General features: G+C 41.9%; 29 protein-coding genes and 1 pseudogene. 11 read left to right on the top strand and 19 right to left on the bottom strand.

Going from position 1 to position 26,216, the window contains the following annotated elements; all coding sequences use genetic code 11:
- Positions 1-296 precede the first annotated feature (296 nt).
- On the top strand, positions 297-923 hold the full coding sequence (gene nadD / locus V7K44_RS02080) for a nicotinate (nicotinamide) nucleotide adenylyltransferase (protein ID WP_334928175.1): 627 nt from the start codon (positions 297-299) through the stop codon (positions 921-923).
- 116 nt (positions 924-1,039) lie between these two features.
- On the top strand, positions 1,040-2,053 hold the full coding sequence (locus V7K44_RS02085; protein WP_292734731.1) for a type I glyceraldehyde-3-phosphate dehydrogenase: 1,014 nt from the start codon (positions 1,040-1,042) through the stop codon (positions 2,051-2,053).
- Positions 2,054-2,107: 54 nt separating this feature from the next.
- On the opposite strand, the gene thiL is transcribed toward V7K44_RS02085, so the two are convergent.
- On the bottom strand, positions 2,108-3,175 hold the full coding sequence (gene thiL / locus V7K44_RS02090) for a thiamine-phosphate kinase (protein WP_334928178.1): 1,068 nt from the start codon (positions 3,173-3,175) through the stop codon (positions 2,108-2,110).
- 89 nt (positions 3,176-3,264) lie between these two features.
- Between thiL and V7K44_RS02095 the strand changes: the two genes are divergently transcribed.
- A complete protein-coding gene (locus V7K44_RS02095; RefSeq protein WP_334928180.1) occupies positions 3,265-3,852 on the top strand; it encodes a Uma2 family endonuclease in 588 nt (195 codons plus the stop codon).
- Between the two features lie 45 nt (positions 3,853-3,897).
- On the opposite strand, the gene V7K44_RS02100 is transcribed toward V7K44_RS02095, so the two are convergent.
- Positions 3,898-5,004: a peptidylprolyl isomerase gene (locus V7K44_RS02100; protein WP_334928182.1), complete on the bottom strand. Its 1,107-nt coding sequence runs from the start codon at positions 5,002-5,004 to the stop codon at positions 3,898-3,900.
- 202 nt (positions 5,005-5,206) lie between these two features.
- On the opposite strand from V7K44_RS02100, the gene efp reads away from it, so the two are divergent.
- The 3 genes from efp (at position 5,207) to V7K44_RS02115 (ending at position 6,840) form a co-directional block, all read left to right on the top strand.
- Positions 5,207-5,764 carry an elongation factor P gene (gene efp, locus V7K44_RS02105; RefSeq protein ID WP_194042039.1) on the top strand — a complete coding sequence of 186 codons (558 nt, stop codon included), beginning with the start codon at positions 5,207-5,209 and terminating at the stop codon, positions 5,762-5,764.
- A 108-nt stretch (positions 5,765-5,872) separates the two neighbouring features.
- Positions 5,873-6,430 (top strand): acetyl-CoA carboxylase biotin carboxyl carrier protein, encoded by a 558-nt coding sequence (accB, locus tag V7K44_RS02110; RefSeq protein ID WP_334928184.1) that lies wholly within the window; start codon positions 5,873-5,875, stop codon positions 6,428-6,430.
- Positions 6,431-6,492: 62 nt separating this feature from the next.
- Complete coding sequence (locus V7K44_RS02115; RefSeq protein WP_094349905.1) at positions 6,493-6,840, top strand: ArsR/SmtB family transcription factor; 348 nt, start codon at positions 6,493-6,495, stop codon at positions 6,838-6,840.
- An 84-nt stretch (positions 6,841-6,924) separates the two neighbouring features.
- On the opposite strand, the gene V7K44_RS02120 is transcribed toward V7K44_RS02115, so the two are convergent.
- Both V7K44_RS02120 and V7K44_RS02125 read right to left on the bottom strand, forming a co-directional pair.
- On the bottom strand, positions 6,925-7,536 hold the full coding sequence (locus tag V7K44_RS02120) for a GerMN domain-containing protein (RefSeq protein ID WP_334928186.1): 612 nt from the start codon (positions 7,534-7,536) through the stop codon (positions 6,925-6,927).
- 331 nt (positions 7,537-7,867) lie between these two features.
- Complete coding sequence (locus V7K44_RS02125) at positions 7,868-9,682, bottom strand: proline--tRNA ligase (RefSeq protein WP_334928188.1); 1,815 nt, start codon at positions 9,680-9,682, stop codon at positions 7,868-7,870.
- A 211-nt stretch (positions 9,683-9,893) separates the two neighbouring features.
- Here V7K44_RS02125 and V7K44_RS02130 point away from each other — a divergent pair, with 211 nt between their 5' ends.
- The 5 genes from V7K44_RS02130 to V7K44_RS02150 all read left to right on the top strand — a co-directional run bounded on the left by V7K44_RS02130 (position 9,894) and on the right by V7K44_RS02150 (position 14,958).
- Positions 9,894-10,463 carry a Uma2 family endonuclease gene (locus V7K44_RS02130; RefSeq protein WP_334928190.1) on the top strand — a complete coding sequence of 190 codons (570 nt, stop codon included), beginning with the start codon at positions 9,894-9,896 and terminating at the stop codon, positions 10,461-10,463.
- Positions 10,464-10,690: 227 nt separating this feature from the next.
- Positions 10,691-12,073 carry a 1-acyl-sn-glycerol-3-phosphate acyltransferase gene (locus tag V7K44_RS02135; protein WP_334928192.1) on the top strand — a complete coding sequence of 461 codons (1,383 nt, stop codon included), beginning with the start codon at positions 10,691-10,693 and terminating at the stop codon, positions 12,071-12,073.
- Positions 12,074-12,566: 493 nt separating this feature from the next.
- Complete coding sequence (locus V7K44_RS02140) at positions 12,567-13,496, top strand: XDD3 family exosortase-dependent surface protein (RefSeq protein ID WP_334928193.1); 930 nt, start codon at positions 12,567-12,569, stop codon at positions 13,494-13,496.
- A 651-nt stretch (positions 13,497-14,147) separates the two neighbouring features.
- Positions 14,148-14,654, top strand: a complete 507-nt coding sequence (locus V7K44_RS02145; protein WP_334928195.1) for a hypothetical protein — start codon at positions 14,148-14,150, stop codon at positions 14,652-14,654.
- Positions 14,644-14,958, top strand: a complete 315-nt coding sequence (locus tag V7K44_RS02150; protein ID WP_334928197.1) for a protochlorophyllide oxidoreductase — start codon at positions 14,644-14,646, stop codon at positions 14,956-14,958. Before V7K44_RS02145 ends, V7K44_RS02150 begins: the two co-directional genes overlap by 11 nt.
- Before the next feature lie 152 nt (positions 14,959-15,110).
- Here V7K44_RS02150 and V7K44_RS02155 read toward each other — a convergent pair.
- From V7K44_RS02155 to V7K44_RS02225, 15 genes and pseudogenes are all read right to left on the bottom strand, one after another.
- Positions 15,111-15,380 (bottom strand): annotated as a pseudogene (locus V7K44_RS02155) (Uma2 family endonuclease); the annotation flags it as partial.
- A 102-nt stretch (positions 15,381-15,482) separates the two neighbouring features.
- The gene (locus V7K44_RS02160; protein ID WP_334928198.1) at positions 15,483-16,028 is read right to left on the bottom strand and encodes a (2Fe-2S) ferredoxin domain-containing protein; all 546 of its coding nucleotides are present in this window, start codon (positions 16,026-16,028) and stop codon (positions 15,483-15,485) included.
- Positions 16,029-16,130: 102 nt separating this feature from the next.
- Positions 16,131-16,334, bottom strand: coding sequence for a putative nitrogen fixation protein NifT (gene nifT, locus V7K44_RS02165; RefSeq protein WP_114083693.1), 204 nt, complete (start codon positions 16,332-16,334; stop codon positions 16,131-16,133).
- The gene (locus tag V7K44_RS02170) at positions 16,309-16,596 is read right to left on the bottom strand and encodes a nitrogen fixation protein NifZ (RefSeq protein WP_094349913.1); all 288 of its coding nucleotides are present in this window, start codon (positions 16,594-16,596) and stop codon (positions 16,309-16,311) included. The genes nifT and V7K44_RS02170 overlap by 26 nt, the downstream gene beginning before the upstream one ends.
- A complete protein-coding gene (gene nifV / locus V7K44_RS02175) occupies positions 16,583-17,716 on the bottom strand; it encodes a homocitrate synthase (RefSeq protein ID WP_334928201.1) in 1,134 nt (377 codons plus the stop codon). The genes V7K44_RS02170 and nifV overlap by 14 nt, the downstream gene beginning before the upstream one ends.
- Before the next feature lie 371 nt (positions 17,717-18,087).
- Positions 18,088-18,285, bottom strand: a complete 198-nt coding sequence (locus tag V7K44_RS02180; RefSeq protein ID WP_334897333.1) for a DUF2949 domain-containing protein — start codon at positions 18,283-18,285, stop codon at positions 18,088-18,090.
- Between the two features lie 305 nt (positions 18,286-18,590).
- Positions 18,591-18,821, bottom strand: a complete 231-nt coding sequence (locus tag V7K44_RS02185; protein WP_069070444.1) for an Asr1405/Asl0597 family protein — start codon at positions 18,819-18,821, stop codon at positions 18,591-18,593.
- A 52-nt stretch (positions 18,822-18,873) separates the two neighbouring features.
- Complete coding sequence (gene cysE, locus V7K44_RS02190) at positions 18,874-19,614, bottom strand: serine O-acetyltransferase (RefSeq protein ID WP_334928204.1); 741 nt, start codon at positions 19,612-19,614, stop codon at positions 18,874-18,876.
- A gap of 371 nt (positions 19,615-19,985) precedes the next feature.
- The gene (locus tag V7K44_RS02195) at positions 19,986-20,513 is read right to left on the bottom strand and encodes a hypothetical protein (RefSeq protein ID WP_334928209.1); all 528 of its coding nucleotides are present in this window, start codon (positions 20,511-20,513) and stop codon (positions 19,986-19,988) included.
- Positions 20,514-20,559: 46 nt separating this feature from the next.
- Positions 20,560-21,036 carry a hypothetical protein gene (locus V7K44_RS02200; protein WP_334928211.1) on the bottom strand — a complete coding sequence of 159 codons (477 nt, stop codon included), beginning with the start codon at positions 21,034-21,036 and terminating at the stop codon, positions 20,560-20,562.
- 237 nt (positions 21,037-21,273) lie between these two features.
- Positions 21,274-21,714 (bottom strand): HNH endonuclease, encoded by a 441-nt coding sequence (locus V7K44_RS02205; RefSeq protein ID WP_334928213.1) that lies wholly within the window; start codon positions 21,712-21,714, stop codon positions 21,274-21,276.
- Between the two features lie 9 nt (positions 21,715-21,723).
- Complete coding sequence (locus V7K44_RS02210) at positions 21,724-21,978, bottom strand: hypothetical protein (protein WP_334928215.1); 255 nt, start codon at positions 21,976-21,978, stop codon at positions 21,724-21,726.
- A gap of 32 nt (positions 21,979-22,010) precedes the next feature.
- The gene (locus tag V7K44_RS02215; protein ID WP_334928217.1) at positions 22,011-22,241 is read right to left on the bottom strand and encodes a type II toxin-antitoxin system HicB family antitoxin; all 231 of its coding nucleotides are present in this window, start codon (positions 22,239-22,241) and stop codon (positions 22,011-22,013) included.
- Between the two features lie 40 nt (positions 22,242-22,281).
- On the bottom strand, positions 22,282-22,512 hold the full coding sequence (locus V7K44_RS02220; RefSeq protein WP_334928219.1) for a hypothetical protein: 231 nt from the start codon (positions 22,510-22,512) through the stop codon (positions 22,282-22,284).
- A 15-nt stretch (positions 22,513-22,527) separates the two neighbouring features.
- Positions 22,528-26,148: a HEAT repeat domain-containing protein gene (locus V7K44_RS02225; RefSeq protein WP_334928221.1), complete on the bottom strand. Its 3,621-nt coding sequence runs from the start codon at positions 26,146-26,148 to the stop codon at positions 22,528-22,530.
- Positions 26,149-26,216 lie beyond the last annotated feature (68 nt).

The following is a 26,216-nucleotide window of genomic DNA, read 5'->3' on the forward strand; positions in this document are numbered from 1 at the left end:
TGCCCAAATGATGTTTCTGCTCTGGTTTTCCTGGTTGAGAATGATTTTACCTTGGTTAGAGGTTTTTGCTATTTCTGAACTGTTCTTAAGATTATTCTGAAAATTTTGGCCGCATCGGGAAAGAAATTCTTGTAATGTCAAATACATATTTTTGGCTACCTTACTGGAATTGGCTACATAATACATTGTTTAGTGAAACTAAATTGAAATTGCATCAAGTTTAGGCGTGAATTGAGTACAATAGTACATTGGTAATGAAACTATTTTTCAATTGCATATAACCCAGGCTTATCTGGATGCAGCAACTAGCAATTTTTGGTGGCACATTCGATCCAATTCATTGGGGACACCTGCTCGTAGCCGAGACAGCTTTGCATCAAGTCTCCCTTGAAAAGGTAATTTGGGTACCAACCCTAAATCCTCCTCACAAAAAAGCAGCTTTGTTTGAGCATCGTCTGCAAATGCTGCAATTAGCCATAAAAGATAACCCAGCATTTACTGTCTCACTAGTGGAGACTAATCGCTCTGGGACTTCTTATGCCATTAACACCCTGATTGACTTATCTACTTGTTACCCAAATACTCACTGGTACTGGATTGTGGGCTTGGATACTTTCCAAACCTTACCCGGTTGGTACCGGGGACACGAATTAGCACAAATGTGTGATTGGTTAATCGCACCCCGACAGCTAGGTGGTGAGACTATAACTCAAAGCAAATTAATCTGCAAGCAAGTGGAGCAACAACTCAAGGAGCAGTCTGCGATCGTTCACTGGCAACTCTTGAATATACCTTTGGTAGGAGTTTCGTCAAGTCTAATTCGCAAATTTTGCCGCGAACGCCAGTCAATTCGTTATTTAGTCCCGGAAGCGGTCAGATCATATATCACTAACAACAATCTCTACTCTTACAAATCTGAATAAATTATGTGTTTTTTTATTGATCTAACACTTTATGGTTAAAAGTGCCCCCCCCCTTTGCGATATGATTGGGGTCAACGATATCAACATATAAGCATAAATACAGAGGGCAAGACACTGTGATTAGAGTTGCAATCAACGGTTTCGGGCGGATTGGACGTAACTTTGCGCGTTGTTGGGTGGGTAGAGAGAATAGTCAAATCGATCTTGTCGCTATTAATGACACTTCAGACCCTAGAACAAATGCTCACCTGCTAAAGTATGACTCAATGCTAGGCAAGATCAAAGGTGCTGAGATTAGTGCCGATGATAACTCTATCATCGTTAACGGTAAGACCATCAAGTGCGTATCCGATCGCAACCCCGAAAACTTGCCCTGGAAAGATTGGGGAATTGACCTAATTATCGAAGCAACTGGGGTATTTACTAGCAAAGAAGGAGCGCTCAAGCACGTAAATGCTGGAGCCAAGAAAGTTCTGATTACCGCTCCTGGTAAAAACGAGGATGGTACTTTTGTGGTTGGTGTGAATCATCATGACTATGACCACAACATACACAATATTATCAGTAACGCTAGCTGTACTACCAACTGCTTGGCACCAATTGCCAAGGTGTTGAACGATAAGTTCGGCATCATCAAAGGTACGATGACCACTACCCACAGCTATACAGGCGATCAGCGATTGCTAGACGCTTCTCACCGGGATTTGCGACGGGCGAGGGCCGCAGCGATAAACATTGTACCCACCTCTACTGGCGCAGCAAAAGCAGTGGCGCTGGTTATCCCAGACCTCAAAGGCAAGCTAAATGGTGTTGCCTTGCGCGTACCAACCCCGAACGTCTCAATGGTAGATTTCGTAGTTCAGGTTGAGAAGCGTACTATTACTGAAGAAGTTAACCAAGCTCTCAAGGATGCTGCGGAAGGCCCACTTAAAGGAATTTTGGACTACAGCGAACTAGAATTAGTATCTTCCGATTATCAAGGTAGTGATGCTTCTTCAATTGTCGATGCCAATTTGACTTTGGTGTTGGGTAATGACTTAGTAAAAGTTATGGCGTGGTATGACAACGAGTGGGGTTACAGCCAACGAGTCTTGGATTTGGCAGAATTAGTAGCCGAGAAGTGGCAATAATTTGTCATTGGTCATTAATCATTGGTCATTAGTCATTAGAAAAATCACAAAAGACTATTGACCAAAATGTTGAAATCCCTGGCTAAGATTCAGAACTTGGTCAGGGAATTTTTTTTGCTCGTCGTGCAATATTACTGTCGATCCGGCTGTAATCCTGCCTGCGATCGCAGCACCTTCTCCAATATGTTGCACTAAGGCTAATGCTAATTCTGGTGGTAAACACAGTACTAATTCAAAGTCTTCGCCACCATATAGAGCATATTTTAACGCTTGCTCTGGTGGCAACCAATGATTAAAAGTTTTTGGTACGGGAATTTGTCTATGTTCTAAAACAGCGCCAACGCCACTGGCGCGGCAAATTTGGATAATCGCATCTGCCAAACCATCGCTGCTATCCATACCAGCAACAGGAATTTTGGATTTTAGACTTCGGCTACGCTCAGTCGATCGATTTTGGATTTTGGATTGGGATTCTAGAATTTTCTGGAGGATTGGTAAGACATCTAATCGTGGCTGTGGGCGTTGGTGTGCGAGGATTAGAGCCGTGCGTTCTGTATCTTTGAGGTTTTGTGTTAATTCGGGATGCAAGAGTAATTCTAAGCCAGCGTAGGAGCCTCCATGAACGCCTGTAACAACGATTGCATCCCCGATCGCAGCAGCAGAACGGCGGATAATTTGACTAGGGTTAACTTGACCAAAAGCAGTAATTGACAGAGTAGTAACAGGCGATCGCACCACATCACCCCCAACAATCGGGGTATTGTATTTTTGCAGGCATTCTGTCATTCCCTGGTACAAGCGTTCTACCCAACTCACCCTAAGTTCACCGGGTAGTCCCAACCCGACAGTGATTCCCAATGGAGAAGCACCCATTGCTGCTAAATCTGATAAATTGGCAGCAGCAGCTCGCCAACCAGCATCTTCTGGGGAAGTGGTGAGGTTGCTAAAATGAACGCCATCAACCAGCACATCTGTAGTCACTACCAAAGATTTCCCTGGTGCAGTCTCAATTACTGCGGCATCATCACCGATCATTTCTGGAGGACAGAAACGCTGTAATCTTTCTAAAAGACCTTGTTCGCCAATGTCTTTTACCTGTTGAGAAGATAAATCACTGTTCACAATCGGTTTTCCGTGTTGCAAAATTACGAAGAAAACTGATGATTTACTTTACTGTTTAAGATAAGGGTATCGTCTAGGAGTCAGTTGGAATGGTAACAACACCAGTAACCAGCATCACATTTGAGGAGTACTTAACCTATGATGATGGTAGCGATTTTCATTATGAATTGGTGGATGGCAAGCTAGAGCTAATGAATCCACCTACTATTGAACATTTTCTGATTGCCAAATTTCTTGAGCAATTACTAGATGCAGAAATCAAACGTTGTAACTCTACTTGGCTGTGTTTTCGGGAAAGTGGGGTGAGAACGGGTAGAAATAAATCTAGGTTGACTGATCTGTGTGTGGTGACACTTGAGCAAGCTAGAGAATTGTTGAATGCTTTAGCAGTATTTGAGTCACCCCCGTTACTAATTGTCGAGGTAGTCAGTCCAGAATCGGTGAAACGGGATTATCGCCATAAGCGATCTGAATATGCGGCCTTAGAAATTCCTGAATATTGGATTGTAGACCCACTACAAGCAAAAATTTCAGTGTTAATACTGGAAGATGGATTTTACGAAGAAACAGTTTTTACAGCCAACCAGGAAATTGTATCACGGACTTTTCCAGAATTAAGGATCATAGTTAAGCAGATATTCACCGCCGGAAATTTGAATCAGGAGAGACGCGATTAATCGCGTCTGTACAAGAATTATTCTTCTCCTGCCCTCTGTGTCTTCTTATGCAGCTTGCGGTTCAACTAGATTTTCTATCCCCTGAACCACTTTTGCTGATTCGATTTTGTCACCAGCTTTCAGTTTATCCAAAACTTCTTTACCTTCGGTAAGATAGCCAAAAACGGCATAGCGACCATCCAATAGATTGCGTCCGGCGGGAGTGAGTTCTGGTTCAAACAAAAAGAAGAAAAATTGTGATGAACCACCATTTACTTCACTTTCAGGACGAGCCATCACTACTGCACCAAAGGCAGAGAAAGGTAGAACTGGCATATCAACGTAACGACCAGCTTCTTCTAAAGTAATGCCATAAGTAGGTGCTTTATCTCCTTGAACTAAGACCTCTAAGGGAATAGCGCGATATTTGCCCGTTTTGGGGTCAATGAAACCCACATCTTTCCCAGTTGGATCTCCAGTTTGGAGAAAGTAAGATTCTTCAGAACGGGTAAATTCTAAACCATTATAAAAACCCCTCTGCACCAAATCTACAAAATTACCAGCAGTCACAGGAGCGCTGTAACCATCCACGACAAGCGCCAAATCGCCTTTGTTGGTTTTGATTTCTACAGTGGCATGACCTTTAAGTTGTGGCAGGTTACTGTACTCAGCGGGAACTTCAAAGGGGAATTGTTTCACCATTGACTCTTCTAGCTGAGTAACGAGATTTAGCAGTTTACCTCTCTCTTGCAGAATTTGTTCTTTATCTTTGCTATTCGCCAATTCTTGCAATTTACCCACCCCAGATTTCAACTCGGTAATCCAAGCTTCGGCTTGGGGTTGGCGTTCTGCGGGAACGCTTGTTAAGATTTGGGAAGGTTTATCGAGAATGCGGGATGCTTGGCTGATGTCTTTGGAAATAGCACCCCAACGCCGATTCGCCCGCAGTTGGGCAGAGATGTCTTCTAAACTGCCTTGTAGTTGCCGCACAGGTTTGTTATCTATCGGGAGTGCATACCGCAACAAAGCCTTTCCGTCGGTAATTGCATTGCCGGCTGGCAGTGCGGCGCTACTGGAGGGAGTCCACCCAGCTGTAGTTATGCCTAAAAATATTGTTACCAGCAGTATTGCTATTAGGCTGTTCTTCAGCCAGGATTTTAATAAGTTAAGCATGGGATAACTCAAATGCAGCAGTGAATTGTTGACTGGACGTAACCCATAAATAATCTTCCCACGTTAGGTGATGAGTGGAGCATAGGTCTAGGGCAGAGGAAAAATGACTAATGACAATGACACTAAACTAATGACAAATGCCCAATGACGACCCTAGAAGGGTACAATAAATGCCGATTGTCTTCCAAAATTTGAAAGTTTCATGATCTCCAGTAACGACTTTCGACCCGGTGTTTCAATTGTATTGGATGGGTCTGTATGGCGAGTGCTTGAATTCCTACACGTCAAGCCAGGCAAAGGTTCCGCCTTTGTACGAACTAAGCTAAAAAATGTCCAGAGTGGGAGCGTGATGGAAAAAACGTTCCGCGCAGGGGAAACAGTGCCGCAAGCCACTCTAGAAAAAAGCACGATGCAGCATACCTATAAAGAAGGCGATGAGTTTGTCTTTATGGATATGGAAACATACGAAGAAGGCAGATTGACTCGCGAACAAATTGGCGATCGCGTCAAGTACCTGAAGGAAGGTATGGAAGCTGAAGTTATTAAGTGGGGCGAACAGGTACTAGGAGTAGAATTGCCTAAGTCTGTGGTTCTAGAAATTGTCCAAACAGATCCAGGTTTAAAAGGTGACACCGCCACAGGTGGCTCAAAACCAGCAACTCTGGAAACTGGTGCAGTTGTGATGGTTCCTTTGTTTATTTCCCAAGGAGAACGCATCAAAGTTGATACCCAGGAAGATAAATATATCAGCAGGGAATAACTTTCATCTCTACGGAGATGCAAGTCCCGATTTAAATCCCTACATAGGGATTAATCCCCTGCCACACTTAAAATGCTAATTTACGGATAGGTCGAGGTAATAAAAACTGTGCCATTGGACTTTAATGAAATCCGCCAACTTCTGGCAACTATCGCACAAACAGATATTGCAGAAGTCATACTCAAAAGCGATGATTTTGAGCTAACAGTCCGTAAGGCTGTGAGTATTAGCAATCAGATGTTGTCGGTAGGTCAAGGGACTTTAGGCGGTGTGGTAGGTTCAGGCTTGACATCAGGTTCATCTGGGGGAAACCAGGTGAGCGGAAGTCAGGTAACGGAGGTGTCCACATCTCGTGTGTTTGAGAATACTGGTACTAGCACACAAATGCAGCTGTCAGTAAGTCCTCCCTCAACCATTGACCAAAGATTAGTAGAAGTACCTTCCCCAATGGTAGGAACGTTTTATCGCGCTCCTGCGCCTGGGGAAGCGGCATTTGTGGAAGTGGGCGATCGCGTCCGCAAGGGTCAAACAGTCTGTATCATTGAAGCTATGAAGCTGATGAATGAAATCGAAGCCGAAGTTTCTGGACAGGTGATGGAAATTCTCCTCCAAAATGGCGACGCTGTAGAATATGGTCAACCTTTGATGCGAATTAACCCTGATTAAGTATTAATGTATATATGATGTGAGTCATTGTTAAAATTTTCTTTCCTTGCGGGTTAACCCTGATGAAACAAACGTTGCCTTTACCACCAGAAGTGGTGCAACAAGTAGCTGAATACTTCAGCCTGTTAAGTGAGCCAATGCGCCTACGGCTGCTACACTTATTACGGGATGAAGAAAAATGCGTGCAAGAGTTGGTAGAGGCAACACAGACTTCTCAGGCAAATGTGTCAAAACACCTGAAGGTAATGTGGCAAGCAGGTATCCTTAGCCGCCGCAGTGAAGGAACTTGCGCCTATTACCGGGTAGAAGATCAAATGATTTTTGAGTTGTGTAATCGGGTTTGCGATCGCCTCGCCACAAGGTTAGAGCAGCAAGCCCGTAATTTTCGTGTATTAAATAGCAAACGTTAGTCTTTTGTCATTTGTCCTTTGTCATTTGTCACTTGTAAAAAACTAATGACTAATGACTAATGACTAATGACCAATGACCGATGATTAAAGGGGATAATCTTTCTGAAACTGTTCACGAGTTAGCGGTTGTTGTATCTCTACACCCTCACCGCCTAAAACATCCAACGGTTTGCCGTTCACATCAATGTACACCTTGGCTTTGGGATTTAAAGTTGTTGCAGTGTAAACAACTTGTCCCACGCGGCCCATCATTGAGGTGCTACCACCACCGCTGGTAAAATCTTCAGATAAATTAACGTGAACTTCATTATTTTCCGCTTTCAGCCCTAATAGCTTGGTTCCTTTAGGGATAGTTGTTGAATCTGTCCCTTCTGTTGGGCCTGCTAACAAACTTTGGAAAGCTGATTCTAAAGCTTGGTTGGGTAGTACAGAAGCTACTTTAACAGGCTGAGGAACCAAAGTAACATTTTTGTCTTTTGGTCTTAGCCAGTAAACGTTCGGGGTTTGCTCATTAGCTGGCTGTCTAGTTGATGGCTGTGCTGGCTGTTCAATGCGGCCAGAGGGGTTTGACGGTGTAGGAGTATTGTTGGATTGTGTGGTAAACCAAGCTACACCACCACCCACCGCTACAACCACTGCTGATACAGCTGCAATTGCGCCTGAAGAAATACGATTAGATCCTTGTTGGTCTTTCATGTTCAAAACCTTCCTAACTGAGGGCTGATATGGTAGTTATGTGAGGAGCAGCCTGGTTAAAGACGATACTTACAAGTAGAGAGTTTCCCACAACCTAGAGGAGACTTGATGCCTTTTAATTCTGCAAGTCCCTAATCCAATTCTAGAATTTTTATTTCTAATCCGTCACCCACCTGCCAAATTATGTAAATTTTGGGGAATGGGGAGTAAAAAGTTAAGAGTTAGGAGTTAGGAGTTAGAAGTTAGGGACAAGGGGACAAGGAAGACAAGGAGAAATTATTGAACAAGTCTCTCCCTTGTCTCCTCCCTCTTCCTTGTCTCTTCTCCAAACTTATGCCTTATGCCCTATTGCTTCTGTAATCCACTGTTTAAGTGTTGTTGTCACTTCATCAATGACTATTTCTTGAGATTTACGGGTGGCTCTTTCTACAACTTCAACTTTGCTATTAGCGATCGCACGTCCGGTTACAATTCTATAAGGTATGCCAATCAAGTCCGCATCTTTAAATTTCACTCCCGCCCGTTCGTCGCGGTCATCTAGTAGGGTTTCAATTCCCGCTTGATTGAGTTCTGTGTAAAGTTTTTGGGCGATTTCGATTTGTTGAGCATCCTTAATGTTGGGAATTGTGACGATCACGTGGTAGGGTGCGATCGCAACTGGCCAAATAATCCCATCTTTATCGTAAGATTGCTCTACGGCAGCTTGTGCTAGTCGTGATACGCCTACACCAAAACAACCCATAAATAGCGGCTTTTCTTCACCCTGTTCATTGGTATAAGTTGCACCCATCGCTTGAGAATATTTAGTGCCTAATTGGAATATATGACCTGCTTCAATTCCACGGGCGCTTGCAAGAGTTTGTCCTGGGTTATGAAGGGCGCGATCGCCTGGTCTTGACTTACGAATATCTACTACTCGCTCTGGTAGTTTAAATTGCTCACCCCAATTAGCACCAACTACGTGATAGCCAGCTTCATTTGCGCCTGTAACAAAGTTTTTTAAATCAACGGCTGTTTGATCTACCAAGCGCAAAAATTTAGGATGAATCTGTTTATTAGCGGTAATATACTCATCTGTGATGTCTGGCGCAATGTAGCCTAAAGGTAGAGATTTCGCTGTCCATGCTTGCTGTGCTTCTACATTTGATACATTCAAACTAATAATAGTTTTAGCGCCATACTCAGAAGCTAATTTGGTCAGTTCATTTTGCAATTTAACTTCATTAACTTCCTGATCGCCTCGGATGCTTACCAGAACCAACACCGTTAAACCATTATCATAAACTGTCTGATAAAGGACATTTTTCACTAATTGAGTGGGAGAAGAGTTGAGGAGTTGACAGACCTTTTCAATGGTTTCTGTTCCAGGTGTATCGCGTTTCTCGTAGGTTGTAAACCGTGAGGTTTCGGCATCAATTGGTAAAGAAACAGCCTTTTCTACGTTGGCGGCGTATTTACCATCTTCAGTGTAGAGAACTTCATCTTCACCAGCTTCCGCCAAAATCATAAATTCTGTGGAACCAGAACCGCCAATTGCACCAGAATCAGCTTCCACTGCGCGAAAAGCTAAACCCGAACGCCGTAGGATATTGCTGTAGGCTTTATACATATCCTGGTAAGTTTCTTTGAGGCTGGCTTCATCGAGATGGAAAGAGTAGCCGTCCTTCATGATAAACTCTCGTCCGCGCATTAAACCAAAACGGGGACGAATTTCATCGCGGAATTTGGTTTGAATTTGGTAGAGGTGCAGTGGTAGCTGGCGATAAGAGCGAATCATATCACGAGCGATCGCTGTGATTACTTCTTCATGAGTTGGGCCTAATCCTAATTGTTGCTCGCGGCGGTCAATTAGGGAAAACATAATTCCCTCAGCTTTGGTGTAAGTGTCCCAGCGTCCCGATTCCTTCCATAAATCAGCAGGTTGTAATTGTGGTAAAAGACATTCTTGTGCGCCTGTAGCGTTCATTTCTTCCCGCACAATCTGGGAAACTTTTTGCATTACCCGCCACATTAACGGCAAATAAGCATAAAGACCACTACCGATGCGACGAATGTAACCTGCACGGAGTAATAATTTATGACTGGGAATCTCAGCATCAGCTGGATCATCCCGGAGTGTAACGAATAACATTTGTGATAGTCGCATCGTTTATTCCCTTTCCAGAATCTCTAATTTGTTTATAAACCACCTGGCGATTATAAATCGCGGCCACACAAACCCTCGTCCGCCTGGGTGCATTCAGAAGGTATCCTAGTTTTTGAACCTGCGAGGTAGGCAAAGCGCAAGCGCGATCGGCATCAGCCGTTAAGATATGGCATGATATAATCTTTGCAACTATTTAATCTAGGTCTAGGTTATGAGTCATTTGACATTAAAACTAGACACTGTTCACCTTAGTGACGAACAATTTTATCACTTATGCCAAAATAACCGCGAATTGAAATTTGAACGCACTGCCAAGGGAGAATTAATCATCATGTCCCCCATTGGAGGTGAAAGCGGCAATCGAGAAGCAGATTTAATTATTGATTTGGGAATCTGGAATCGGCAAATTGGCATTGGTTTTACCTTCAGTTCTTCTACTACATTCAAATTACCTAATGGTGCTGACCGTTCTCCAGATGCCGCTTGGATTCAACGAGAACGTTGGCAAGCACTTACACCTGAACAAAGACGCAAATTTCCCCCCATTGCACCCGATTTTGTCATTGAATTAAGGTCAGCAACGGATGATTTGGAAATGTTGCGTTCCAAAATGCAGGAATATATAAATGCAGGGGTGCAATTGGCATGGTTAATTAACCCCCAACAGCAACAAGTAGAAATTTATCGCCAAAAACAAGATACGGAAGTGCGAAATCTACCCACACAATTATCGGGTGAAAATGTATTGCTAGGATTTAGCTTGAGTCTTTCTTGTTATTAAGATTTGCAAGTGCCGCTAAACTCCACTATCTGCCCATACTTTCCATAGCAGTAAAAAATACTCTATAAGTCTGCGTAGGTGCGCTTCATTAGAAGAACCTGCCTAAGCAGATTTTGTCGTGTGTGGCTGTGACTTCTAGTCGTCAGGACATATTACAGCAGCTAAGATAGCTTAAAAGAAATAACCATCAGGCGATTAGAATCAGGGCATCTTTAGGAGAAACTACTTTGGCAGATGTAATTTATCAAGCACAAGCACCCTTAGAATTTATTCCCCCCGCGTTTAACCCTTTATTGCTACGAGTTGTCCATCTGTTGCTACCCAGTTGGATAAAATGGCAAACACCTATTACCCAAATTGAAGCAGACAACGTAGAGGTTCTGGTGGATCTCTATCGCCAATTTCAGGAGGGTAAGATCCGTTTTATGCTGGCATTTCGCCATCCGAAAACAGACGATCCGTTTTGTTTGGGTTACTTGCTATCTCAACTCGTACCAAAGACAGCGCGATCGCAGGGTACAACACTACAACATCCCATTCACGCTCATTTTATCTACGATCGCGGCATTCCTCTATGGGCAGGTTCCCAGGTTGGCTGGATTGTTTCTCATTTAAGTGGGACTCCGATTCAGCGAGGTAAAGCTGACTGGACGGGGTTACGTTCGGCGCGTGACTTGTTCGCCAATGGGAAATTCCCGATGGCGGCTGCGCCTGAAGGTGCTACCAATGGTTTATCAGAGAATATTAGCCCGTTAGAACCTGGTATTGCCCAATTAGGCTTTTGGTGTGCTGAAGACTTGCACAAAGCGGGAAGCGACCAACAGGTTCTAATTGTACCAGTTGGGATTAAATATAGTTACGTTGATGCTCCTTGGGATGCGATCGCTAATCTTTTAAGTGAATTAGAAGCAGCTAGTGGTTTACCTGTAAATCCACCACAACAGGCTTCCGTAGAGTCGCTTTATCCCCGATTGTTGACTTTGGCAGAACATTTACTTTTGCTAATGGAAGAATTTTACACCCGGTTTTATCATCAAAAACTGCCAGATCCCAAGATTGTTGCTGGGCAAATCCCAGATAGAAATGAAGCATTAGCAGTTCGTTTACAAGCGTTGTTGAATGCAGCGCTGCTAATATCAGAACAGTATTTTAATTTACAGTCAAAAGGTAGTTTGAGTGACCGTTGTCGGCGAGTAGAACAAGCAGGTTGGAATTATATATTTAGAGAAGAATTTAAGGATGTCAAAGGAGTATCTGCGGTTGAAAGAGCTTTAGGCGATCGCATTGCAGAAGAAGCAAATGCACGGATGTGGCATATGCGTTTAGTAGAAAGTTTTGTAGCAGTTTCTGGTAATTATATTCGTGAAAATCCAACAGCAGAAAGGTTTGCTGAAACAACCTTAATTTTATGGCAAATGATTGCTAAAATCAAAGGCGATAAAGCTGTACAGCGTCCGCAATTGGGTAAGCAAAAAGTAAAAATAACTGTGGGTGAACCTATATCCATTTCTGAGCGTTACCCGGCGTATAAGGAAAATCGTTTGGGTGCTAGACAAGCTGTTGCTGATGTGACAAATGATTTGCAACACGCGTTGGAAGGTTTGATTTGATTAGAAAGGTTGCATCTTTAGCTAGGAACCAGAATAAAGGTGTCAGTCGTCTAGAGGTTTATTGATTTCGACCCCTGCCTCCTGACTCCTTTAAATAGCAAAATGCAATGTAAATGCCCAAGTGTTCATCCGAATCGGATATTACTTTCTAAAGTAGATGCGCGTTTAGATGCCCTGTACGGAGATGCTGGCGGTATATGGTTTATTAAGCTTACACAAACCCAAAAGTTTTTTAAAGCTATCTAATTAAATGGGTGCAGATAATCGTAGGCTGCTAGACGTGCTTGCCTTTGCTGCTATTTCACTTTAATACCATTGGGTTAGACAAAGGCAATTGTAACTAAATATATCATTTCTTATTTGAGTTTTATAAAATTAACGTTAAGTTATCCAAGTTATATTTTCAGAAAAATCACGCTTTTATATTTTTGTAATTCCAATTACAAATAGAGAAGTCCAAAAAATTGTGATTCTCTAAATCAATTTATAAATAATGAAAACTCAAAACGTATTCAATTTACTGAAGGTTGGTATTGCTACTTTTGGAATCTTCTTTGTGGCTGGTCAAGGAGCCTATGCCTCAGACTTAAAGGGAACAGCATTTAGCATCTCTTTGGAGTGTATGAATGACACTACCGGCCTTTTGATGGGTCAAAACTCCACTGATGCTAGCGGGTGGCAGTATGCATTTGATTCAAACAAAGATGGGATGAACGGGAATTACTGGGTTGGTGCCGCGGCAGGAAAAGTAAATCCCTACGATATCTCTGGTATGGCCATCAAAGAAACTGCTACCAGCATCATTGTGGCAATTAATGGCAATATGAAGTTAACAGGAGAGGCTGAACAGGGTGCTGCCGGCGGTCAAATTGGATATGGTGATTTGTTCTTCAATATGGCGGGTAAGACCTTTGACAATGCTATGAGCAGTGGGGATTTGTTTGGTATTCATTTCGCTTCAGCGAATGCTTCAGGGGTACAACAACTAGGTGTTTATAGTGGTGTTCAGGCAAAGACAGTTACTAATATCAAAGAAGGCTACACTGTTGCTACATATGGTGGTTTAGCAGGAGGAGGGAATTCTTACGAAAGTCAGGTAAAACAAGGTGGTGGTATTGTCGGTTATGGTGATTTGACCAGTAGTTATTTTACTAATAACGGCAAGGACAATACATTTAATCTCAATGTCATCAACTCTGGAAATTATCTGAGTGGAATCTCGTTCCTAGCACAAGGTAATATAACGCAGCAGTTGCTAACCACTGGCTATGATGTCAGCAAATTCAACGGCACACAAACCATTGCATTTGAATTCAAGAAATCTTCTATTGTGCAATCGACTCCTGAGCCTGCTAGTCTCGCTGGTTTAGGAATCGTCGGTCTGGCTTTGGCTGGTAGCAAGCTACGCAAGAAATTAGCATAGCAATTGTGTGGGGACTATTCGCAATACGGTTTGATTTATTTTCAGTGATTATAGACAAGATAAAAGACTATTTTCTCTCATAAAAATGATCGCTGGAGTAATAAAATTTTGGATGAAGCTTAAGCGAAAAGTATCCCAAGCTCTATAGATTTCTCCACTCAACATTAAATCAGTAAATTTAAATGCTCTTACTAGAAAGTAAGGGCATTTTTTCTCTCAGAGAGTTATCAAATACAAAAACTCATCAGGCAATTCTCTAAACCATCTTGGTAAATATTATTACAGCATCCATCAGTAATTAGGCAAACAAAAAGTCAAAATTACTATGGGTGAGTCCATATCTATTTCTGAGTGTTACCCAGCCCAGCGGATAAAAAAATGTTTGGGTGATAGGCAAGCTGTTGCTGATGTAGCGAATGATTTTCAGCACACAATAGAAGGATTGATTTGATTGGGATGGTGAGGCTCTTTCTCTCCTTTACTATTGCAATCTATAAATTATCTTGAACTGTTAATTGCTATCTGACTAGGTAGTTCTTTATAATCTATGAATCTGAAACCTTGCTACTAAAAGTTTATACAACTTAATTGACTACCATTGGCTCCTATAAGGTAAAAGTCCGAATTAAATCGGCAGTCGAGGAAATTGCTATGCTTTCTCCAGCTACAAACAATGATATGCCTACTAATTGGTCTTTTAACTGGTTTAATTTGTGGCAGAATACCGATTTTGACTGTCAAAACATTGTCAAACTTGTTTATGAGGGTAAAGTCTGGGGATTAGTGCGATATGGTCTTTATCCCTATCCCGGCTCTCCAAAGTTTTTAGAGATAGAACAGATAGAAGCTCACCCTACAAGTCGAGGAGAAGGGGCTGAACGCTTTATGGAACCAATCGGCAAATGGTTAATTTGGTATGCAACCAAGGTTGCATTGGAGTTGTGTCAAACAGAAACAGATGAACCACTGGTTGTCCTGGTTGCTCTAGATACGGCTTTGTCCTATTATAGTAATAATGTGGGGATGGAATATCTGGGGTCTGTCACAATCGCTCCAGAAGAAGATGGATATGCTTTTAGATTCTTGCGGAAAGCAGCCCTATCCTTCTGTGATCAACAAGAAAGCTTAAGAGGAGTGCCAAAGTTATATGGCCAGTAATACAATAAAAGCCGGGTCAAAAGTTGTTATGACTCACGCCCAAAGGCAAGCTTTCCTGAAATCGTCTCCTTTGGGACAACTATTCGGAGTAGCACATTTGCTACCTGAAGTCGAAGATTCAAAAAGCTACAACTATGATTTAAGTAATCAAGGAAAATTGGTAGATGTAGATATATCATTCTCTAGCAAACATAAGTTTCAGTATGAGATGTTAGAGCCTTACAGAAAAGGTCGTGGTAAATGGTTCAGAACTATATCTTGGATGGATTTATATCACTTAAAGCTTGAACAAAGTTCATCCTAAAGAAAGACAATGGTAACAGTGTAAGTAGCAATAAAAACACTTTACATAAATCTAAAAGCAAATAATGCAAAGATTAAAGACGTGATTAATCGCGTCTTTAGTTACTTTGATAATTTTAACTTTTTATCCGACACAGCATCAATCTCACTACATTAACCTGGAAATACTTTAGATAAATCCAGAACTAAATCAGTAAAATATGGCAGACTAACTGATTCATTTTGCAGAAAAATTAACTTACGGCGATAACTAAATCTACCTTCTAAATCTTTATAAAGTTCGCTGTAAGATTCTAGGTAGTTATCTACTAAATTAAATATCCAATAGTGGCAAATACCAGCTTCTGCATAAACAGATAATTTTACATCTTGGTTATATTTCAAAGTGAAATTAAAAATTTCAATTACCAACAATACATCAGATAGCCGATCGCAGTTTGACAAGAGTTACTTACAATAAATAGGGATAAAAATTTTACCCCTAAAAAGTTGTGCATTAATTTTAAGAAAAGCTAGAAAAGCTTATTAATCTGAAGTTAAGTGACTTTCTAGCAAAGTTGCGATCGCGTCAGGATGAATATTCTTGTATTTCTTTTTGCCAAGCTGCAAAACACAGTTGGGAGCGCTGCCACAGCATTTTTGGCAACTTGTATGTTCAATAGTAACTTTGTCTAACAAACCGCGATCGCACAAAGTTTTTTCTAATTCTGATAATAACCCTTTACCGCCACGTTTAAGGCAACCGCCCTTTTGACATACCATAATCCTCGCTTTTGATTGAGGTGGTAAATCTTGCTTTGGACACACATCAATTGGTGTTACCCGATAGGCTTTAATTTTTATTTTACTTGTGCGCGAGTCTACTTCACTATGGCCACAAATGCGAAGTTGCTGCCCAGGAACTAAGGATGAACTTAGTAAACGGCGTAACTCTTTAGGCAGTTTTATTTCCACATCTCCAGATGGAACTGCCAATTGCAAGTATTTATATTTTCCTGGTTCACCACCAACAAAACCTAGTAACTGTCCCTCAAGGTTCAATTCTGATAACGTCAAATACTTGTTACCCATGATTGATAAAAATTTAGGAGTGGGGAGTTAAAAGCGAAGAGTTAGGAGTGAGGAGTTAGGAATTAAAATTTATAACTCATAACTCTTAACTCCTAACTGTTTTTAAGCTAGGCGTTTAGCTTCTACTGTTTGAGGTAAATTTGCTGTGTCTGGCAAATCACGAAATTCTAATTCCCAACCATTTGCTAGGGTGAGAATCTTGCCATCATTTCCATCGGTTTGTTTGACGACTTCTTCTTCCAGGTCTTTTTTAGCAACGTAAACTACTAAAGTGCCGGCATCATTCATCCGTAGCATTACTTTCATGAGATTCCTCAACAGATTCTAGTTCTTTTTTCATACAGCCGACGACGAACCCTGTTTCTAAGAAATGCACAGCATATATATAGGAAGTCTGCAAATATGTGCCTATACTCGCTATGTAACCGATATCTCCCTTGTTCACTAAAACTTGGCCTACTTCCTTACCGGGAAAAGTACCATCGTTTTTTAGTAGTTTACGAACTCTGACTTTTTCACCAATTTCAAAAGCAGGTGGCAAGTTTAGTTCTAATTCATCGCGTTGCATGAGAGTACCTCTGTTCTCTGACCAAATTCAACAGTTCTTCTGTCGTCAAACTGCGTTTTTTCTGTACCGATTGATGGCGCACTGCGTCTAAAACAGATTGGGTTTCTTGAGAGTTCAAGAAAATTCCATGCTGTTCTAGCAAGTTAGCAACTAAATGCCGTCCAGAATGTTTACCTACTACTAAACGCCGTTCCCAACCGACTTCTTCAGGTGCAAATGGTTCGTAGGTGATGGGATTTTGCAATACCCCGTGAGCATGGATGCCTGATTCGTGAGCAAAAGTGTTTTCGCCAACGATCGCTTTCCAGGGTGGTACATCGGCTCCTGATGCGGCTGCAACTAGTTGAGAAAGTTCCAGCAAACTGGGTGTGTTGATGCCCAAATCAACGCCGTAGATGCGTTTGATCGCCATGACAACTTCTTCTAAAGCTGCATTTCCTGCCCGTTCACCCAATCCATTAACTGTAGTATTCACTGATGAGGCTCCGGCTTTGATACCCGCAAGAGCGTTGGCAGTTGCCAGACCAAAATCATTATGCGTGTGGATTTCTAGGGGAATCGTCAACGCGGAAACCAGCCTTTGGACTTTGGTGTAGGTGGTGAAGGGGTCGAGAACTCCAACAGTGTCGCAGAAGCGGAAGCGAGATGCACCCCATTCTTGGGCATAAAGTGCTACATCTAAGAGGAAGTTTTCATCAGCCCTGGAAGAATCTTCTCCGCCGACTGCTACCCAAAGACCTTGGTCGAGAGCGAAGTTGATTGAGTCTTTGAGTTTTTGCAAACTTACTCGCCACTGACCATGAAATTTAGTAGCAATTTGGATACCAGAGACGGGAATGGCAATATGCACCCGATTCAGACCGCAAGCGATGGAAGCCTTGATATCTGAGATGACAGCGCGGTTCCAGCCCAAGAGTTTTGCTTGTAAACCCAAGTCAGAAATTGCTGCGATCGCACGGGTTTCTTCGTCGCCCATTGCCGGTATACCCACTTCTAATTCCGGTATACCAATGGCATCGAGAAACTTAGCGATCGCTACTTTTTCTTGTAGAGTAAAGGCAACACCTGCTGCTTGTTCGCCATCACGTAATGTAGTGTCATTAATTATGATTTGATTCATTGCAAATATCCCTCTATTGGAAGTATTCTTAATATCCTTTCCCTCTACAATCCCCAGCGATGGCAAATGCTAAAAATATCACAATTCATAATGTAGGATACATGATCCTTAATTATTGCCCCATTATTAGCATCACATCTGTATGGCAGGGAACTAAATCAATGTATAAATTACTAATCGTTTTTACCGATGTCAGTTGAAATGTCTTCGAGTAGCAATGAGCTAATATAACTATTAGCAAATCCTGAACAAAGTAATACACAAAATCCAGCAATTAAGGATGTAATCATCTTCGTAACCTCATCTTTTCTAGTGCATTTGGGTGTAATTTAGGCAGATAATGCTACTTAAAGCTAAGGGGTACAAACTAGCTAACTGTGGTCTGCTAGCCAATCAAATATCTTTCCTAGCTGCTCCAAATCAACGAAACCATACTGCCAGAGGAGCATCGGTAGTGGGCCATTTTCTAATTCGCGGTGTCGCAGAGCTACAGCAATATCGGCATTTGAAAGTTCAAGTTCATTGTGCAAAAAATTGAGTAGTTTTATATCTCTGTTCCGAGTCGCCATAATTGATTGAACTTTCAATTTCTTAATTTGGGAAAAATTAAAAATCAGAAATCCCAATTTATATTTGAGAATTTCGCCTTTCTAATTGTTGCTATATGTCAGGGGAATTTCAGATTTAGTAGACCCAACAAAATCTAAACCCCATCTAATCCATCTCAGTCTGCAACAAATTCTGCTAGCGGACAGTAGCTTCAAACTCTAAACCTATTTGAGCTTTGTGCATCTATGGACAAAAAGGATAAAGTCCAGTATTTGCGTCATGAATTCAAGATTAATCGTTTCTGAATTAGGTCTTTTTGAAATAATCATGACTCATCACTGTAACGCCAGCAACGCTCTAGCCATTCTAATAATTCGTGACGAGAAGCAAGAAGTTGCATAACTGTACTACGAATTAGAATTACTTCGAGCAAATTGTTCACTTGCACTCGTAAAGAACCATCAGGGGGACAAGAGCAATTAATTTTTAACTCTTGCAATCGGTGATAGATTCGCCAGCGATCGCTCAAAGGTATCTGCAAAACGTGATTTGTCATTTGTCATTTGTCCTTTGTCATTTGTCGGTTGTCCTTTGTCCTTTGCTAATGACTAATGACTCTTAACGCCTAAAGTTTGCAGTTGTTTTTCGAGTTCTTCGATGCGCGAAAGCAAAGAACGAATCACGGTTGCTTCCACATCGGGTAGCTTTCCATGTTCTAGAAGAGAAAGGCTGGCGCTTTCGTTGCGAGAAATAATTCTGCCGGGAACTCCAACAACTGTGCGATCGCTGGGGACATTCTGCAAGACAATGGAACCTGCGCCAATACGGACGCGATCGCCAATTTGCAGATTACCCAAAACTTTCGCACCCGCCCCAATCACTGCATTTTTGCCCACTGTGGGATGACGCTTACCAGTTTCTTTACCAGTTCCGCCAAGGGTAACGCCCTGGTAAATCAGTGTATAGTCGCCCACGATCGCAGTTTCGCCAATGACTACACCCATTCCGTGGTCGATAAACACGCCCTGGCCAATCTCTGCACCTGGGTGAATTTCAATACCTGTCAAAAATCGCCCCAAATGAGAAATTAAACGGGGGATGAAACCGACTCCTCGACCATGTAACCAGTGAGCAAGACGATGCAAAGATAGCGCGTGCAATCCAGGGTAGCAAAACACCACTTCTAGCCAATTACGTGCTGCGGGATCGCGCTCAAAAATAATGCGAAAATCACTCAATAATGGCTCAAAAAAAACGCCAGAGAGGAGATTTTTCAGCATGGATGTGCGGGCAGAATCCTGCTTTTTGGTACTTGGGGGATCGCTAATACTGTCTAAAGACTGTTGCATCGGTAATGTCTATCTGGTAATTGAGTCATCTGCTATTTTTATGCTTATATCAGGTGACTTCCAACTCGATACAAAACTCAATGCTGATTGGATTTATTGGATTGATTACAGTTGTACTCAAACGCCAAAACCCCGACTTAACATAAAGTTAAAATTTGTCTGGGGTTAGAGGCGCTAGTATTTAACGATGGGGGTACTAGTATTTTTAGGGCGGGGGTTAAGAATTTTTGTTCGCGCTACAAGAAACTTTACCCGTAAGCCTTTGCTAAGATTTTGTCAAGATATTTTGCAATATATTAAGCTGTACTCAGATGCACTCAAACATGATTTAGATAAGACTACAAATCAATTTTTTGTATATGCTACTACTATTAGTATCCTATTATTTGGTTGGGCGAAAGACGGATTTCTTTATTTTCTTTTAGGATTTGCTGTCTGTATGCAGATATACGTTTCAAAATATAGTTATAGCTTGTAGCGACTGTTTTCTTATTATATAGATGTGTGGGAATAGCGATCGCCAAAATTTTTATAAATCTCGTTTCCAAATTTAAATTTCGTTTCAGGTAGAACCTAGAAATATACTTCATTGTGACTCTGCCGCGAATTTGGAAGGTAGAGGCTGCAAATAGGCATTCCCAGCCATAGACTGGGAACGACGTATCTGAAGATTTGTTAATAAAGTTCAGAGGTGCATTAATGGAGTTTAGAGGCTCATTAATGGAGTTTAGAGGCTCATTAATGGAGTTCAGAGGCTCATTAATGGAGTTCAAAGGTGCATTAATGGAGTTCAGAGGTGCATTAATGGAGTTCAGAGGTGCATTAATGGAGTTCAGAGGCTCATTAATGGAGTTCAGAGGCTTATTAATGGAGTTCAGAGGTGCATTAATGGAGTTCAAAGGCTCATTAATGGAGTTCAGAGGTGCATTAATGGAGTTCAGAGGCTCAAGAACCAGAGGCAGCTTTAGTAGGTCTACCTTTGATAGCTTTAAAGCGTTCGCCCAACTGTTCAGCGACAGTTTTTAAGCCTGGAGTCTTTTTTGATGCAGTCTTGACGTAATCATAAACAGTCAAACTGCTAGTCATAGCTTCACTACCGACAGCCATTAGGGTATCATCTACCTGTTCGCTGAGTTGCTGGATTGAGGTTAAAAGTTCAGTCAGCGCTGCGGCTAATTGATAATCTCGAACAAGTTCTTCAACATCAAAAGTGGCTGGAAGGATTTCGCGGTTAGACTGAGCAGCAGTGACGCTATTATTTACAAAGGCTAGGCTTTTGTCGCCCATTTTCACCACCTTCCGGCGTTCTTCAGGGCTGAGAGTAACTAAAAAGGGTAGCTTTTGTTGGACTGTCTGTAGCGCAGCTTTAATTTCTTGGATATCTTGTGGCGAAAGGGCGGCTGCAATATTTTGATAAGCCATGATATATTTACCTTGGGAGTTCTAATGGTGAAGTAGCAAGTGTTGCTAAGTATAGAATTCCCGTTGGTGGATGCGATCGCACATTTTGTTATAATTTTTAGTTTAGTAGAGTGTGTTAGCGCAGCGTAACGCACACAATACAACTGCCTAATTGATTATCCCGAACAATTTCTTCTAGCGATGTCTACGACGGGCTTCTCTACGAGACGCTACGCGAATGCCAACGCACATCATAACCTATTTATTTATCTGTTTTAGTGCCGATGCTGAAGGATACTGACCAGATGCAATCAAAGCTTGTCGTTCTTGAAGCCTTTCATCACCGTTAAAATCTAGAATGCGTGCTGTGACTTCTCCAATCTCTGTTTGATGTTGAATTACAGCCTCATCTAGTCGAAAATGCTCACCCCAAAAGTCTCTGCGTGGGTTAAAAAACCGCACAAGTTCGCCAGTTTGCCAATTAATTGATCCTAAATCCGTCCCTTTTTGCAGGTTACAGAAAATACAGGCATAGCAGAGATTATTTTCTGTTGTAGCGCCGCCGTGTTTGACGCTGATTATATGGTCAACTTGAAAGCTTAAACCGTCTCCTTCTGGATATAAACAATACTCGCATAGATGGGCGGCGCGATCGCAAACTAAACGCCGCAGTTCTGCATTAATATATAGACGAGACACTTTGAATACTCACTTAGGGTTAATGTACTGATTAGCTCTTGCTTTTGCTAACCTCATAATATGCTCTAGCGTGAGGAAATGATCTAACTCTCGCTGGTCACTTCCAGTAAGACCTTCAGTTTTTGCCCGATAAACTAAATCCTCTAAACGGTCTTTGGCTGCATCCGAGAGTTTGAAATCGATAACACTTTGGGGCGTGGTTCCAGCAGCAATAAACTCTATAATTTCGTCGTAGACTTTGGTGGTATTTACAGATGTAGTCATGAGATTAGCTCTTTTTATTTAATTTAACTGATTTACAACGCTACTTTTAGCGACTTTCTTAGCGTTTTAGGCTCTGGTAGAGGTTCACCGTCAGCTAAAGATGATTCAATCAGCATTTCTAAAACTTCTTGAGCATTTTTAAGAGCGTCTTCATAAGTTTCTCCGTGAGTACAAGGCTGCATTACATCTGTAAACTCAGGTAAGAAAACTACATAAGATTGGTCTTCTTTTGACCATTGAATCACGATTGTATATTTATTCATAAGCTTCTCGTCGATGAGCAATAGAGCGGATAACACAACGTTATACATCAGACCGAATTGTTCTCCAGTTTTTTACCCGACCTTCAACAATATCTTTTTTACCCCTTTCAAAGGATTCAATAAATCCAGGGATATCAAGCAACTCTTGGGTAGCATCTTCACTTTCTTTATCTGCGAGATACGCTAAAAATTCAGCAACCAGTTCTAGGCGTTCTGAAGATAATCCATCTAGATACTGGTTGATTTGCTGACGAACTTCTGTATTGTTCATATTTTCACTGCTCTTTTACTTCTCTAATTGTGCCAACTTCTTCTGAGCAAATTCCCGCACTTGCTCATCTGGGTCATTCTCGGCGCGATCGCGCAACAGTGGTAAAGTCTGGTCATGCTGAGGAAATTGCTTGATAATTATCTCTAGTGCAATGCGCCGAGGGTTGGGGTTATCGCGGGGATGATAGCTACCTTTAAAGGCATTATCGACAGCGCAGTGATAGTAGATTTCAAGCAACTCAGGTTGATATTTAAAGTGTTGAGCTAATTCTCGGACTGCTGCACCTCGTACATAATTGTCATCATCCTGGGTAGCGCATTCTTTGAGGATGGATTTGGTGTCGGGGTCATCTTTGAAGTGTTGAGCTAATTCTCGGACTGCTGCACCTCGTACATAATTGTCATCATCCTGGGTAGCGCGTTCTTTGAGGATGGATTTGGTGTCGGGGTCATCTTTGAAGTTCCGGGCTAATGCCCTGACTGCTGCACTTCGCACATCTTCGTGAGCATCCTGAGTAGCGCGTTCTTTAAGCCAGGTTTTGGTGTCGGGGTCATCTTTGAAGTTCCGCGCTAATGCCTGGACTGCTGCATCTCGCACACGCCCATGAGCATCCTGGGTAGCGCGTTCTTTGAGCCAGGTTTTGGTGTCGGGGTGATATTTGAAGTTCTCCGCTAATGCCCAGACTGCTGCATCTCGCACATCTTCGCGATCATCCTGAGTAGCGCGTTCTTTGAAGAAGGTTTTGGTGTCGGGGTCATCTTTGAAGTTCCGGGCTAATGCCTGGACTGCTTCAAGTCGCACATACTCATGAGCATCCTGGGTAGCGCGTTCTTTGAGGAAGGTTTTGGTGTTAGGGTCATCTTTAAAGTTCTCGGCTAATGCCCTGACTGCTGCACCTCGTACATAATTGTCATCATCCTGGGTAGCGCGTTCTTTGAACAAGGTTTTGGTGTCGGGGTCATCTTTGAAGTTCCGGGCTAATGCCCAGACTGCTGCATCTCGCACACGCTCATGAGCATCGGTAGCGCGTTCTTTGAGGAAGGTTTTGGTGTCGGGGTCATCTTTGAAGTACTCGGCTAATGCCTGGACTACTACATCTCGCATAAACCAGTGATCATCTTGGGTAGCGAGTTCTTTAAGGATAGATTTGGTGTCGGGGTCATCTTTGAAGTGATTCGCTAATTCTCGGACTGCTGCACGTTGCACAAACGCGTTACCATTTTGGTTAGCACGTTCTTTGAGCCAGATTTTGGTGTCGGGGTCATCTTTGAAGTGATTCGCTAATTCTTCAACTGCTGCACGTCGCATAAGCCCGTTATCATCTTGGGTAGCGCGTTCTTTGAGCCAGGTTTTAGTGTCAGGAGATTCTTGCCAGGTCGTTGCAATTGCTGTGACTGCTTGAGTGCGAATTTTCCTAACTAGCATAGTTTCTTTTGTATTTAAGTGGGAGTCGTAATAGTACCAGAGGTCAAATTGAGTTAAGTCTTTTAACTTCCCAAGTAATTTATTAGCTGTTAACGCGATCGCCAAGCGATTTCTCACCTCTACAAGACACTTAGCCGCTAAAAAGAGATTGGCAAACTTTTCTCCTTCGCCATCTTGCACCATTAAATATTCAATAATTTCACCCACAAATTTAGGCTCAATCATTCCCGCAATTAGCAGCAAGACTTCATGCCAACTTTCATCTTGCCAGTGTTTGCCAAAAACTTCATCCTTAAGTTCCTCAATAGTCAGCGTTTGCGTTTCCTTAAACTGCCAGACAAACTCCCAAGCACAGAAATATTCTAAAAATGTCCGATGCACAAAAGCATAATAATCCGCACCCAGGAAACATAACATAAAGTTGCGAGTCCGCAGTTGATTAATCATCACTCGCGCAACATCTCTGGGTTTATCAAATTCTATAGTTTTGAGATAATCAGTCAGAACTTTGACTAAATCATTTTCATTAATCAAATTACCAGCCAAACCTTTCTCACCAGTTTGCATAAGATAAGCAACCTGACGCAGCATTGCTTGCTTATCTTTATAATCAATCGTCTTGGGGTCTAACCTCTTATCTTCTGTCAAAGCGCGTTCCACATCCCATTGATGTAGCAGTACCCGCGATGCTTGATTATAAAGCTCGGCTCTATCTCTTGGTAGCTCTTGATTACGATTCAGAATTGCCATCATCGTCAACAGCAGAGGATTTCCCGCCAATTCTGCAATAGATTTGGAAGCTGCAATTCCTCTTTGTAGCCGTTCCCGTTTTCTCACCTTATCTACTGCATCGGTAAAAGTTAACTCATGCCAACGGTTGATAAAATCCTGAATTTGTTCTGAGTCTAAATCTTGTAAGATAAAGTGGCGAAACTCAGCATTAAGCAATCGTTGCGGTTTATAGCCAATAATCCGAGAAGTGACAATTACCTGCACATCAGGATAGTCATTAGTAAAGCGATGAATATCAGTAATTACATCCTCTCGCTTACCAGGGTCAAATACCTCATCCAAACCATCAAACATCACTAAGGCATTACCAGCTTTTAATTGTTTATCTACTTCAAGCTGATTGAGATGATGAATTGCACCACTACATTGATGAAAGAATTCGAGAAAATTATTGCACTCTTTATCTTCCCGTCGCCGCATATAAGTGCGTAATTCAATTAGCAACGGAATTGGTAAAGATATAACATTATCCAGTGGTGACTCTGCCCAATTCAAAGCCAGAAATTGCAACAAAGTAGACTTCCCGGAACCAGGATCGCCCAAAATCACAATATATTTATAATCTTGCTTTTTATTGACAACATCTAAGACTGAACGGATCGGCTGTTCAAAATAAACCCGTTTGTGGCGTTCTAATTCTTCTAACTCAACAGCTTCTACTTGCTCACTTTCTCGCAGCCGTCTCAGATGTTCTTTAGGCAGTTCGTGAACTTGCGCTAAAACTTGATGAGTTTCCCGGACATTTTGAGCAGTAAAAATCCGCCATAATTTCAGTTCGTTATAGGCATAGCCGCTTGTATCTAAGCTATCTAACTTGAGATTGCCATAGCACTCACGGATTCCTTCTTGATATTTAACTAAATCAAATGTAGTAATTTTCTGAGCATTGCCTTCTAAGATGTCTTTGATTTTATCCAGATTTTGGGAATCGAGAATCTCTCTGAGTTCGGGAATTCCTTGAATAATCTCTTTAACCTTTTGCAGATATTTCTTAGCAACCCGCTTCCAGTTAAAATCATCTGGTAACGGATTTGAAACATTAATTTTATCCCAAATCTCTTGTAATCTATTAGTATCTATAGCTGGATTATTATCTTTAAAGGCATTTCCCAAAACTTCTTTGACTTCTTGATTTTTGATAAATTGCTTTATCGGCTGCGTATACTTTTTGATTTCATCTTCAGAAAGTTCTCCACCTTTTAAATCTTCCTGCACCAGTTGTAAAAATTCTTTTAAGGCTTTCCCAGCAGCGATTTCTATGTCTTCTTTCTTAAGTTTCTCTAAAATATTGCCAGGGATGCCTTTTAATAAATCTTTAGCCCAATCTTTAGCCGCATCCTTGGCTAAGTCTTCCAGAATGGGTTTAAAAATCAACCCGGCGGCCTGAGTTACACCCCAAATAGCTAACCAGTCCAGCATAATACTCGCTTCTGTTGAGAGTTTGATTACGAGTATATCCACTAGCTTGAGTAATGTTTCCAGATTTC

The sequence above is a fragment of the Nostoc sp. genome, assembly GCF_036917235.1.
Taxonomy (GTDB): Bacteria; Cyanobacteriota; Cyanobacteriia; order Cyanobacteriales; family Nostocaceae; genus Nostoc.